This is a genomic window from Aureliella helgolandensis (assembly GCF_007752135.1).
GTDB classification, from domain to species: domain Bacteria; phylum Planctomycetota; class Planctomycetia; order Pirellulales; family Pirellulaceae; genus Aureliella; species Aureliella helgolandensis.
In genome coordinates this window covers 878,081-891,032 of the sequence record NZ_CP036298.1, presented here as the reverse complement: position 1 = coordinate 891,032, position 12,952 = coordinate 878,081, and the positions used below count along the sequence as shown (strand labels likewise).

At 55.8% G+C, this 12,952-nt stretch carries 7 protein-coding genes; 3 read left to right on the top strand and 4 right to left on the bottom strand.

Features of this window, described 5'->3' with window-relative positions:
* Positions 1-174: 174 nt before the first annotated feature.
* Together Q31a_RS03220 and Q31a_RS03215 are read left to right on the top strand one after the other, a co-directional pair.
* Positions 175-1,146, top strand: coding sequence for a DUF1559 domain-containing protein (locus Q31a_RS03220; protein WP_145073915.1), 972 nt, complete (start codon positions 175-177; stop codon positions 1,144-1,146).
* 231 nt (positions 1,147-1,377) lie between these two features.
* Positions 1,378-1,674 (top strand): hypothetical protein, encoded by a 297-nt coding sequence (locus Q31a_RS03215; protein ID WP_145073913.1) that lies wholly within the window; start codon positions 1,378-1,380, stop codon positions 1,672-1,674.
* Between the two features lie 141 nt (positions 1,675-1,815).
* Here Q31a_RS03215 and Q31a_RS03210 read toward each other — a convergent pair whose 3' ends face one another.
* On the bottom strand, positions 1,816-3,960 hold the full coding sequence (locus Q31a_RS03210) for a sulfatase-like hydrolase/transferase (protein WP_197356130.1): 2,145 nt from the start codon (positions 3,958-3,960) through the stop codon (positions 1,816-1,818).
* Positions 3,961-4,440: 480 nt separating this feature from the next.
* Here Q31a_RS03210 and Q31a_RS03205 point away from each other — a divergent pair, with 480 nt between their 5' ends.
* Complete coding sequence (locus Q31a_RS03205) at positions 4,441-6,303, top strand: leucine-rich repeat domain-containing protein (protein WP_197356122.1); 1,863 nt, start codon at positions 4,441-4,443, stop codon at positions 6,301-6,303.
* Positions 6,304-6,519: 216 nt separating this feature from the next.
* On the opposite strand, the gene Q31a_RS03200 is transcribed toward Q31a_RS03205, so the two are convergent.
* The 3 genes from Q31a_RS03200 to Q31a_RS03190 all read right to left on the bottom strand — a co-directional run bounded on the left by Q31a_RS03200 (position 6,520) and on the right by Q31a_RS03190 (position 12,923).
* Positions 6,520-7,986 (bottom strand): DUF1501 domain-containing protein, encoded by a 1,467-nt coding sequence (locus tag Q31a_RS03200; protein ID WP_145073907.1) that lies wholly within the window; start codon positions 7,984-7,986, stop codon positions 6,520-6,522.
* A 61-nt stretch (positions 7,987-8,047) separates the two neighbouring features.
* Positions 8,048-11,092 (bottom strand): PSD1 and planctomycete cytochrome C domain-containing protein, encoded by a 3,045-nt coding sequence (locus Q31a_RS03195; RefSeq protein ID WP_145073905.1) that lies wholly within the window; start codon positions 11,090-11,092, stop codon positions 8,048-8,050.
* A gap of 316 nt (positions 11,093-11,408) precedes the next feature.
* Entirely contained in the window at positions 11,409-12,923 is a 1,515-nt protein-coding gene (locus Q31a_RS03190) for a TIGR04222 domain-containing membrane protein (protein ID WP_145073904.1), read from the bottom strand.
* Between the last annotated feature and the right edge of the window lie 29 nt (positions 12,924-12,952).

Here is a 12,952-nt window from a genome sequence, read left to right as displayed (position 1 = left end):
GCACCGAGCCGCGTCGCCGTTAAAGTTCTTTCCCAAAACGAATAAGAAAGGCCCAATATTTAGTTGCACTACAACTCCCTGTAGCGTTAAGGTAAGAATCTGCTGAATTAGCGAGTCAGGCGGAGAGTCGCGTTTTCAGCCATGTTTTTCTATTTTTTTAAGAGGATCCACAGAATGAAACGTCAAGGTTTTACGTTGGTGGAATTACTGGTCGTAATTGCCATCATCGGGATTTTAGTCGGGCTGTTGTTGCCCGCCGTCCAAGCTGCCCGAGAGGCAGCACGTAGAATGAGCTGCTCGAACAACGTCAAGCAGATCAGTCTGTCGCTGCACAATTATCACGACGCTCACAAATCGTTTCCCTATGGCTCGTACAACCTGCGGGTGGAATGGCCGTCGAACGGTTCGAACTGGCGAACGTTGATCATGCCGTTTATTGAACAGGGCAATGTTTACCAGAACCTGGCCTTCACCTACGATTCGCACTTCATGGCCGGTGGAGCTAGTCCAACGCCCTTCCTGTACAACGAAGTTCTGGTCAATCTGCTGGTACCAACCTACCGCTGCCCATCATCGCCGGTCGATCCCTTTGATGTCGCGCCAGTTTCCAACAACAATGGAACCGCGATGAATGTCAGCTATGTGGGAATCGCAGGCGCGGCTCGTCCGGTTCCAGGCCCGGACGATACCCGTGGCACCTATGACTGCGGACATGGTTGGTCATCCAATAATGGCGTGCTCGTTCCCAACGAAACGACCAAGATGGCTTCCATGACCGACGGTACTTCCAACACCATGGTCATCTCGGATCAATCCGGATTGGTGGCTGGCGTCAATCGATCAGCGAACTACTACGGTGGCTGGTATGGCAGTCGGCATGGAAATCGCGTGGGCCCCGGCTGTGGTGACCTATGGCAGACCGGGACTTCCACCGTTCGCTTCGCACCCAATTCGAATATTGTTCAAGGTGGCGCAACCGACTACATGTACCGCAACAATACTATCTTGAACTCCTTGCACACTGGAGGTATTGAAGTTGGTCTGGGCGATGGTTCAGTCCACTTCATCTCCGATTCCATCGACTTCATGACCCTCAAGCGTTTGTGCTGCCGATACGATGGCGAAGTCGCTTCGATTGAGCAGTAGCTGACAGCGGTCCTAAACATTGCAGTGCCATGCAGCCGATTCCGCAGGCTGCGTGGCACTCCTCTTCATTCCTTTTCCACATGTCCCACTAAGGTTTCAACAATTCTCATGCATCGCGCAATATCACTCAGAAACTGTCGTGCTGTAGTGCTTCTAACGTTGGGCTTACTGGCCGTTTCCAGCGGCTGCTCATCCGAGCCTCCCGTAGGAACAGTCAGTGGCACTGTGAGTGTGAAAGGTAAGCCATACACGGACGCCTCGGTTATGGTGATCGACTTGTCCTCTGGCCAAGGTGGCGGAGCTGACCTCAAAAGCGACGGAACGTTTACTTTGGACGATCCCATTCCAGTCGGTTCGTATACAGCCTACTTTGCACCTATCTCAGTTCCTCCCGAGGATGCCTCAGCAGCACCGGTCCCCATGCAGGCCGATAAAACCATTCCTCAAAAATATTGGAATGAGGCCAGCTCTGATCTGAAGTTTGAAGTCAAAGAAGGAAAGAATGAGTTTCCTATTGACATCAAATAACCGATGAGTTCCGCGAACAATGTTCGCCAGCCTCTAATAACAATCAGCCCCGGTTCCAACTCCCATGCGATGCATGGAGTTGTACCGGGGCTTTTTCGTAGTCATGCGTGATAAATTGCAGGCGATTCGCAGGCAGAGCAGCTACTCGACTGGGCCAATCAACGCCCTGAGACCGGTCAAATTCATTTCCAAACTCTCCTTGGCATCCAATTGACCTCGGTGATCGAGAATGCCAATGGGCCCTGAGTACTGTACTTGGCGCAACCAACCCAGAATTTCGGCATCCAGAGTCCCCTCCCCAAGTGTCACAATTTTTTCGCCTCCGACGGTGGTCCCATTCAAATTGACACACATTAGGTAGGGGAGCATGGCTCGCAGTGCAGTAGGAAACTGATCCAATTCACCATGGGCATGGTGCAGATTGTAGACAATTCCCAAATTGTCGAGATCACTCAACTCCCGCATCACTCGGACCATTATTTCCGGGCGTCCAATCCATCCACCGTGATTGTAGAGCCCAACCTGACATCCAATCTCTCCCGCGAGCTCCGCATACTGCCGGAGTGCCAATGCCGCCCGCTGCACACGCTCAGCCTCATCATCAATTTTTGACAATTCATGATCGGGCAGCATGACCCACAATTGAGTGGTCACTTGTCGCCGACGCAGAAAATCGAGGATGCGTTGCGTACCAGGATCTTGTCCTGGCGAGAGCGAACTGGAGCACCAAAAAGCTGTCAGCTCGATGTCGTGCGCAGCCAACGCGTCAATTTCTGCATCCCAAGTCGCCACGTGCTCTTCGCGCCAGTCGTAGGCAAGCTTCCGCAGGCCCAACTCCTGCAACATTTGTGCACGTGCCTCGGGTCCACGGCGACTTGCATCGAAGGGGACGATGCACCAAGCCACGAGCTCCTCGACAGCTAGATTTTTCGGTTGAGCAAAGCGGGCCCCTACCGAAGCTTGCCAGGCTGCTAAGCGTTGCTGCATGTCTGCCACCCGCTCGGGGTGCTCCGCGGCCAAGTCCTTCGTTTCGCTGGGATCCTCGGCCAGATTGTAGAGTTCAACCTGCCCGTAGTGGTCGAACTGAATTAACTTCCAATCACCGTCGCGCATGGCTGCACCGGGGGCCCAGGTTGAACCGTGATAGTGTGGGTAGTGCCAATACTCGGCCCTTGCCGGCAGCGATTCCACATCGCCTAGCAGGATAGGCTGTAAACTACGGCCATCCAGAGCTTGCGGTGGCAACGCATTGTTCACCGACACTTCGGCCCCCACCAGATCGAGCAGGGTTGGCACCAGATCGTAGCTTACCGTCAACTGATCAGACACCGACGCAGGTTCGATCTTCCCTGGCAGTGACACGAGCAACGGTACGCGTAGCCCACCTTCGTACAACCACCCCTTGCCCGCCCGTAGCGGCAGATTGCTTGTGGGTCCCGGCTGCGACTTGGTCGACAGCCCACCGTTGTCCGAATAGAAAACGATCAAGGTCTCTTCGCGGAGTCCAGCGTGATCTAGCGTCGCCACGACTTGGCCCACCAGATCATCCAGCCCTGCGACCTCACTACCATAGGCGGCATCATCCTGCCGCATTCGCGTTCGGCCCTCGCGTTCGGCACGTGGTGCCGGCGATTCTCCCAAGCCTGCGACTTTCTGCTGAAAGTGATTGATATGTTCGGGATATTCCAAGATGGGAATGTGGGGTTCATGAAAGGACAGATAAGCCAAGAATGGGGCCGACGCTTCAGCGGCCTGACGTGCCGTCACAAATTCATCAAAGGCGGCGGTGATTCGCGTTCCAACCGTCCAATCGCGTCCATGGGGGCCGAGCTGCCGGTCCCCAACATACACGTCAAAGCCCTGGTCGGGCGGCTCGTAACCGACCCCTCCTAAATGCCATTTCCCGGCGTACATCGTTTCATAACCAGCTTGTTGGAACATTTCTCCTAAGGTCACTTCCTCCAAAGCCAGTTGCCGTGCCGTGCGGGGTGTCCGCATTTGTTCCGGCTTTGATTTCAGCCCGGGAATATAGTCGGTGACCCCGGTTCGCACCGGATGCTTGCCAGTCATCAAACTAGCGCGCGTCGGAGAGCAAATCGATGCGGCACTGTAGGCATTGGTGAAACGCATTCCAGTAGCGGCAAGTGCGTCGATATGGGGCGTTTCGCAGAGTGGGCTCCCGTAGCAGGAAAGATCGCGCCACCCCAAGTCATCAGCTAGAATAAAGACTACGTTGGGCGCAGTCGCTCCTATAGGACTCAACTCCGCCCCCCAACTCGCTGGCACCGCCCCCCACCCTCCGCAGGACACGAGAACGGCAAACAGGACCGCACAAACAGCCCGGCGGAGTGGGAAAAGGTGTCCGACACCAAAAGTGCGAAGCCCCCGTAGGGCCGTTCCGGCTTTTGGTGTCGGACACCTTTTCCAGGGCAACCCTAAGATTAAACTTTGACAAAGCACTAGTTTTGCATTCATGAGTTTTTCCGCCTATCGCTATAGTCCCTAGGACTGGGTACGGTGAGAGGTAACTTTGGCATTGCTTCGCTATTGTAACGCCTCGCAGTAGCCAGGAGACCGCTGGCTGATTCAGAATGGAGGTAGCGATCGAGTCGCTCAACTGCCGAACGTTCGAGTTGGGCGCGCAACCGCCCCCAACCACCACATCGAAACAAGTTTCTCCGCGTCATTTAAGTAGGCCTCAACGGGAGCCCCGCTTGCGCGGTGGAATGGAATGCCCCGAGGCCCTAACCCAATCTTGAGGATACCGTGCACTTGCAGCTCTTCTTCCCACTATTGGCTAGCTTCCTCATGCTTGCGAACGCTGCCTTAGTGGTCGCTCAAGAGTTGCCGACCAACTCTGCTGGAGAATCAGTGGAGGTGGAGCCACCCTTCAGCGACGCTTCTATGCGAGCGGAGTTGCAACGCTTGGCGGACATCTGTGAGCGCATCGGGCTACCGTCGGAAGCGGAATATTCTCGCAATTGGCTACCGCTCCCACGCGATGATCAGACCGTGCTCTACTTAGCTGAAGACGGCCCCTCAGCAACGGCTCCGCAGAGCACTAACCAAGCACACTGGCGCGATTCTTTTGTAGCCATTCGCCACCGCTACGCCGACTTTCTCTTTGAGAAGGTTCAGCAGCTAGCTGGCCAAGGGCTCGAAACCGAAGCCTTTCAACTGCTGTGGCAAGTCCACCGCGAACACCCTCAACACTCCGCATCGCGGCGTGCTCTGGGGGCCTTCACCACCGCGCTGACTCGGCGCCCGCAAATGCGGACCGTGACCACCATTCATCCCAACTTTGCTTGGCCAGCTCGATCCTACAGCCAGATTCGAACGACGCACTTTAATTTACTCACCCGCGCCGATCGGCGCGCTAGCCTGGAGCTAGCACAGCAGCTCGAGCGATTCTATTGCCTGTGGAGTCAAATTTTTTATCCACTGTGGGCCGCCCCTGGCCAACTTCAACAACGCCTAGCAGGAAGCGCGGTACCGTGGGACCAACCTGAAGAGATCCAAGTGGTTCTCTTGCGAGACCGACAAGAGTACTTGCAACTCTTGGGAGCTTCCGAGGCAAATATCGGTGTTTCGGTTGGATACTATGCCCCAGATTCTCAGACTTCGTTTTTCTATCCAGACGACAATCTGACAGCCACGCTTTTCCACGAACTCACCCATCAACTGCTCGCTGAAGCGACGCACTTAGAGCCCTCGCACGTAGGCGAGACTGGCGGCCTATGGCTGGTCGAGGGCATTGCCATGTATATGGAATCGTTGAACCAGCGTGGCAGTTACTGGACCATTGGTGGCCTGGAGTCTCCCCGGCTGCAAACAGCTCGTTATCGGGCGGTGCGCGACGGATATTGGCCCGATTGGTCGGAATTTACACAAGGCAACTTAGACTCGTGGAAGAAGAGCCCAGAGCTATCCCGACTCTACACTCATGCCGCAGGACTGGCCCACCTTTTTCTCGATCAATTACTGGAAGAAGCTGGCGCACGTGAAGCATTTTTTAAGGCCCTGGTCGATGTCTACCAAGGAGGCGATGGCAGCCTGGCGAATACGCCTCGCCCCCTCTTGAACCTGCTAGCGGCTAACGAGCAACAAGCCAAACGGGTCTATCAAACGGCTCTGACCCTGTCGGACGAAGACCTACATTCCTTGAGAGACAGTGGCCATCAAGTTCAAGATCTCGTTCTTGCCGGCAGTCAACTCACGCCTCAGACCTGGCAGACCCTGGACAATCAAGCAAAACTCCAGTGGCTTGACCTCTCTTTTACCAACATTACCGATGAACAACTAAAATGGCTTCCCTTGCTCAAGGAACTCAACCGCCTAAGCGTTGAGGGAACACCGGTAGAGGGCTCCTTCTTAAAGCAACTCAACGAGCTCCAAGCGTTGGCAGAACTCGACCTGGCGCGCTGCGCAATTGACGATCAGAAACTGTCTCAACTAGCGGGTCTCGGTGCACTGGAAACCCTGTGGCTGACGCTAACGCCCGTGACCGATGCGGCTTTGGAAACGCTCGATGCGTTGCCAGCACTGCGGCAATGCGACATTCAGGGAACCGCGATTTCCAGCAGTAGTTGGCAGACTTTCTTACGCGACCATCCCCGATTGCAGGAGTAGGAGCCCTAGGGACTGCTGCGACTCGTCGAAGCTTTCTTGCCCGGCAACCAAGTGCCTTAACGGCTGAGCGGAAAAATGGACGGCAAAAGACTTCTGTCCTAGCCCCAAAACAACCGCTCGGTGGACCAACGACTACCCACCGTGAACCACTCCAAAGCGATGACGAGTCAACGCACTCCAAAGTCAACGTACTCCAGAGGCACCTGTGGTTTTGCGCTACAGCAGGACTTCTTCCACCACGCGGGCAGGTTTGACACCGGTCAATTTTTGGTTCAACCCCTGATAGGGGAAAGTCATGCGCTGGTAATCGATCCCCAGCAAACGCTGCAGCGTGGCATGAAAATCTCGAACCTGGACGGGATTCTCAGCTACGTGATATCCCATTTCATCGGTTTCGCCATAGCTAAATCCGGCCTTCACACCACCACCGGCCATCCATAGCGTGAATGCGTTGGGATTGTGATCTCGACCGATGAATCGCGTGGCCACACCGCCTCGATTTTCTGCCATGGAAGTTCTCCCGAACTCACCGCTCCACACGACCAACGTATCTTCTAACAGACCACGACGATCGAGGTCACGCAGCAAGGCAGTCATCGGACGGTCGGACTGCTGGCACTTTCGATTAAATCCACCATTGAGCGACTCACTCTCGTTCGATCCATGGGTATCCCAGCCCCAGTCGTACAGTTGAATAAAACGCACGCCCCGCTCGGCTAGCCGCCGAGCCAACAGGCAGTTATTTGCAAAAGACTCCTTGCCCAACTCCACACCATATTCTTCATGGGTCGCTGGCGACTCTTGCGAGATGTCCATCGCATCGGGAACCGCGGTTTGCATGCGGAAAGCCAACTCGTACTGGGATATGCGAGTCAACGTTTCCGGATCGCCAAACTGCGCGTGATTCATTTCGTTGAGGCGTTTAAGAGAGTCAAGTGCGGCGCGGCGTTGATCGCGAGACACACCCTGCGGATTCGAAACATTCAAAACGGGGTCTCCCTTAGAGCGGCATTGGACTCCCTGGTACACCGATGGAAGAAACCCACTACTCCACAGCGCGTTGCCCACCCGCGGCAAACGCCCGCCTGACAGTAGCACAATAAATCCGGGAAGATCCTCGTTCTCCGTTCCTAGTCCCCACGTTACCCAAGAACCGATCGAAGGGTAGCCAATCCGAGATTGACCACTTTGGACCATAAGCTGGGCAGGCCCGTGGTTGAACTGGTCTGTTTGCATTGACTTGATAAAGCAGACTTTGTCGACAACTTCCGAAAAGTGCGGCAGGCGATCCGAAACCCAAGCTCCTGATGCTCCATGTTGCTTGAAGGGATATTGCGGCCCCAACATTTGAGGCGTGCCTTGTATGAAGGCGAATCTCTGTCCTTCCAAATAGGCTTGAGGACAATCCTTCCCATCGTATTTTTGCAATTCTGGTCGGTAGTCAAACAACTCCAGCTGGCTGGGCGCGCCGATCATGTGCAAGTAGATGACTCGCTTGACTTTGGGAGGCACATGCAATCCCCGCGCACTATCCCCACCTACTTTATTGGGAGTGGCCCCTTGGGCCTGCGATGCCAACCACAAAGATCCAAGGCCGGTTGTGCATTGGCTGAGGAAGTGCCGGCGAGTCTGGTACTGCAACGCTTGTTCGTTGGCTTCGTGAATGATGGACTTATGGGACATCGCGATAGGTTCCTTGAAGTGCATTTTGTGGGGGAGCGGTGGAAGCCGACTGGCGGCCAACTCAGCGACTGAGTACTTCGTCCAGATTCAACAGCACCCCCGCCACGATCACCATGGCTGCCTGGTTTGGGTCCGCCAGTGGTTTTGCTGGCGTTTCAACTTCTGCGTCCCCATCTCCTGCCTCGTTTGTAGGCCAACTCAAATCCACACTCTGCTGGTACAAGGCGGCCAACTCTGCTAGCTCCTGCTCTTGCGGCTCTCGCCCTGTCACCAGGCTCAAACCAAAGGAGAGTTGAGCTTCTAAACGATCTTCGTCATTCAGCATTCTGACGGCCAAGGCCTGGGCGGCCTCGACAAAGGTCGTATCGTTCATGGTCATTAACGCCTGGAGTGGCGTGTTAGACGGGAGTCTCCGCACGGAACAGAACTCACGAGAAGGAGCGTCAAAGGAGGCCATTAACGGAAAGGGAATGGAACGCTTGGTGTAGGTGTAGATCGTGCGACGATATCGATCCGCATCGTCAGCACCTGCCGTTTTCCACTTGTCGCTAGATTGAAATGGTTGCCACACCCCATCGGGGATTGGAGGGTAGACAGGTGGACCAAATTGTTCGCTACTAAGCAATCCCGAAAGGGCGAGTGCTTGATCGCGAATCGTTTCCGCCGACAAACGCCTGCGGGAACCGCGACTCAGAAGTTGGTTTTGCGGATCCAGTGCTAATTTCTCGGCCGATACCTCCGACGATTGGCGATAGGTTGAACTCAACGCCATTTCTCGGAGCAACGCTTTCGGATGCCACCCCATCTCAGTTCGAAAACGAACGGCTAGATCATCCAATAATCTTGGATGCGTGGGATTCGCTCCCGACGATCCAAAATCCTCCTGCGTCTCAACGATCCCAGCTCCAAACATTGCGGCCCACAAGCGATTGACCATCACCCGGGAAGTGAGTGGATTCTCGGGTGCCACCAGCCAACGGGCGAGGTCCAAGCGATTGACCGGAGTCACGCTGTGCGCCGCCTCTCCCATCAGGTTGGAGCCGATCACCGGAGGCAAAAAGGCGGGTGTTTTCGCTGTCACCAGCTCTGTTTTGCTGAGGAACCCGCCACGATCAAAAACGTGGGTTGGGCGCGCCAGTGGCGAGTAGCGTTCCTGGGCGATCGGGATATCTACCGACGCAATCTGTGAACGCTGGCGAACCAGTTTGTCCAAGACCTGCCTAGCCGCACGCCGGTCGGGCGCACTCCACCAATGGGAAAAATCCGGGGCGTTGCTTACCGCGATCTGCCCACGATGCGCGACCAACGGAAAGGCTCCCAAGGCGTTGATCTTCTGGCTCAGTGCAACGCGGAGGCGAGTTCCTGGAGCCAGGTCGATCGGCCGCTCCAAGATGAAGGACGCACTGCGTGGAAAGTGGATGCGAGAGTACGCCCCAAAACCTTGGGACGATTTCGGGTTTAGGCTTTGCTGCGGATCGAGAATCGGCTCCGGCTCATCGGCCACCACCCGAGCAATGTCGAGCTTGATCCACGCATCCGTTCCCGCCTTCGCCTCGGTGCCGGGCAACAGTTCCAATTGGAGATGCGAGATCACGAATCCCCATTCCGAATCACGCAGTGCCTTGAGTGAGTCAACTGGCAAACCGGTGAAGCGGACAGCGGTCAATTGCCGAAAGTCATCGGGAAGATCCCCCTCGAACGTCACGGTGGTATCCTTGGCGACCGTGCCTACCGTTTGATACTCGGAGACACTCGGCGATTGAGCAACTTGCACATGCGTCCCATTGTCAGTCGATACGGCGATGTTGGTCAGCGCATGCCAAGTCGACTCCCCCTCTGCAATGCGATTGGCGAGCTCCCATTCCTGCCACTCAAGCCGCTGGATTTGGCGGTCGAGCTCTACGGCTTGAGTAGCTTGGGAATCGTCCAGCGGCACGCGGACCGTCGGTTGATCGCTGTCCAAATCACAGTCCGCCGTGTTGTTAAAAAAGGCCATGAATTGGTAGTATTCTTCGTGGCGAATGGGATCGTACGGATGCGCATGACACTGCACACATCCAAAGGACAATCCCTGCCAAGTCTGCCAAGTAGTGCTCACACGGTCGATGACTGCTTCCACACGAAATTCTTCGTCATCGGTGCCTCCCTCTTCATTCGTTTGGGTAAGCCGAATACTTGCAGTAGCAACGAGATCGTCGAGCGTGGGTTCAGAGAGGAGATCTCCAGCCAATTGCCGGATGGTGAATTGATCGTAGGGCATGTCTTGGTTGAATGCCCGAATCACCCAATCACGATACTTCCAAATGGTACGTCGGCCATCGAGCCCCAGACCACGAGAATCGGCGTAGCGCATCGCGTCTAGCCAAACGCTGGCCCAGCGTTCTCCGAACGCGGGCGAATCGAGCAAGCGGTCGACTTCCGCTTCGTAGGCGGCTTCTCCATCGCGGTGGACCGCGTCCAAAAATGCGGCCCGCTCTTCAGGAGAGGGTGGCAGTCCGATGAGATCTAGGCTGACACGTCTCAGCCAACGCTCCGGAGTTGCCGCAGGCGTGGGTTCTAAGCCCACCTGTCGCAGTCGAGCCAAGATAAAGTGGTCGAGCCGACTCCGACTCCAATCCGCCGCTGCGTCTACTGGCAGCTCCACTTTCTCCGGTGGTACGAACGCCCAATGTGAGCCCCACTCAGCCCCTTCCGCAATCCACCGGCGGAGCAAATCAATTTCGTGCTCATTGAGCGCGCGTCCATGCTCCGCAGGCGGCATCCGTTCATCGCTGTCCTCTGCCATCACGCGATCAAGAAAGTAGGACGCTGCTGGATCTCCCGGCTCAATCACCGTGAGCGCCTGATCGCGATAGACAAAACTTATATCTGCCGCCTGCTTCACGCCTCCATGGCAGCTCACGCAATGTTCGTTGAGCAAGGGCCGGATCTCTCGGTTGAAGTCAACAGGAGCGTCTGCCTGTGCATGCACTTGGCTAACGACACCGAGGCCCAACAGCAATAGAGCCACCAAGCCAACCCCCAGCAGGTCGCGAGCGCAGCATACGGTGAATCTACCTTGCTGACGAATCGAGGAGCGGAAAGCGCGAAGAGTGGATGGGAACATGTACCAGACATTTTAAATGAAAGGGATTGTTTATAGAGGAGCGGCGCAGTGGCTCTCGGAACTGCCTACTGCCAGTGGAACATCGCTGCTGGCCTGCAATATCACTGTTTTAGTTTCACTGGCGGCTGCTTTTCACAGGCGCAATTTCTTCCGCACGCCCATTAACCTAGGGATTCATCATAGCATACGCACCCAGGTACACGAAAGCGAATAGAGGCACCCAGGGAGCGTTCCTTGGCGGACCGATGATCGCCTTGGTCCACGGCTCGAACGCGCTGCAATGCCCCTAACGTGCTGCAATGACAGGAGTTCCGCTTCAATCTCCACCGCAGCCCCCACAGCCTCCTCCTCCGCACCCACCACCACCTCCACAGCCGGAATCGCCTCCGCAGCCACTCGTACTGCAACCCCCTGCGGTGCCGGAAGACCGTTGGGCACCAAACCAACTACCGTATGCATCGTAAGGAGTCATTGCAAGGAAGCCAGTCCCCAGCAGTGCGGCCGACCATAGGAGTGCATCATTCTGGGTCGAATTCTCCGCAGTTCCCTCCACATCCGCTTTTTGTCCAGCCAACGAAATGCTCTTGCGTTCACTTGCCGAAAGATCATCTTGCAGACGCTGTAGCAACCTCTTACCGGCGCGCGTGAGCTTGGGGATGGTCGCGATGGTCACCGCCAGTACGGCCACCGTAAGCACCTCTCCGAGCATCAAGAACGTCACTGGTTTGTTCCGTTGGAAACCGACCCAGATTTTCGCAGCTCCCAGCAGTGCCACGCCGCCGATGAGTGCCAGTGGCAGTAGAACCGCTGTTGCGCGGTCCGACCATGACGCAACCAATCCCTTTTCCTCCAACCCCTGCCTTGTCGCCAGCAATCCGTGCCGAACATCGCGGCGCAGTCGAGACCACGACTGGCTACCCGTCGCTCCAGCAATGCTACTGAGCACGAGCTGACTGACCCGGTGCTGCGGTTTGTACTTGGCAGAATTCGGTCCGATCGTCACCTTCATGCCGTCCAAGTCAATTGAATTTGCTTGAGCTAGTTCGAGCATGGCGCACTTGATTGCCGCTTCGTCTCCACCTTTCATCCAGGCAGCCTCAATCGGATGAACGACGGAGCGAGAGGGCCTCGACCGCAGTTCAGAATCATCCGCTTGCAGTAGCCAGAGTCTCCCCAGCAAGCTCACAACAACTGCAATTACCAGGAGGCAGAAGTAAAACACCAAGAAGGTAGGACCGTTCCAATCCAATGGACTGGCAGCGATTTGGAACAGCGGGAAGAGCATCCCCAGGCTAGCTGCCCCAACAATGGATTGCGACCAGGACGGACGTGGCACAATCCAATGCTGTGAACGATTGATTCGGACAAACTGCAGGTCCTGGCCAAATCGCCGTGTAGCCGATGGCCAAACATCCGCAGGGGCCTCCTCTCCGAAAATGGAGCGATACGATTCCTGCGTTCTCTGATACAGCCTAAAAAACTTCTCCTGTTCGCGGCTCCCTCCACCTGTCGGCCCATGGTGCAGCGGCCTTCCCAAGATCCCTCCACACAGTTCGTCCCAATAGCTGCGAGTGTAGGTCAAATGCATGTGCCACACTTGATCCACCGCATCCGAGGGACAAACAACATGCTCCACCGTCACTGCAAGATAGAGAAAACGCTTATATTCCCCGATCGCGCGACGCGCATACGGCAACGTCCAACCATTCTCACGTGCCAGTCGCTCCGAGAATACCAAACCGCTTTCAATTTGATCCAATTCAAAATCGGCGATCTCTTCCCATAGTGTCTGAGAAAACGGCGGTGTCGCCGTGGCGGCGTTGCATGACATAGTAGAGCTCCTTAGTGCTTCGGAACGCA

Coding starts and splice junctions, on each gene's coding strand:
- Q31a_RS03195 (WP_145073905.1), bottom strand. CDS start 11,092: ATGTTCCCATCCACTCTTCGCGCTTTCCGCTCCTCGATTCGTCAGCAA.
- Q31a_RS03220 (WP_145073915.1), top strand. CDS start 175: ATGAAACGTCAAGGTTTTACGTTGGTGGAATTACTGGTCGTAATTGCC.
- Q31a_RS03200 (WP_145073907.1), bottom strand. CDS start 7,986: ATGTCCCATAAGTCCATCATTCACGAAGCCAACGAACAAGCGTTGCAG.
- Q31a_RS03190 (WP_145073904.1), bottom strand. CDS start 12,923: ATGTCATGCAACGCCGCCACGGCGACACCGCCGTTTTCTCAGACACTA.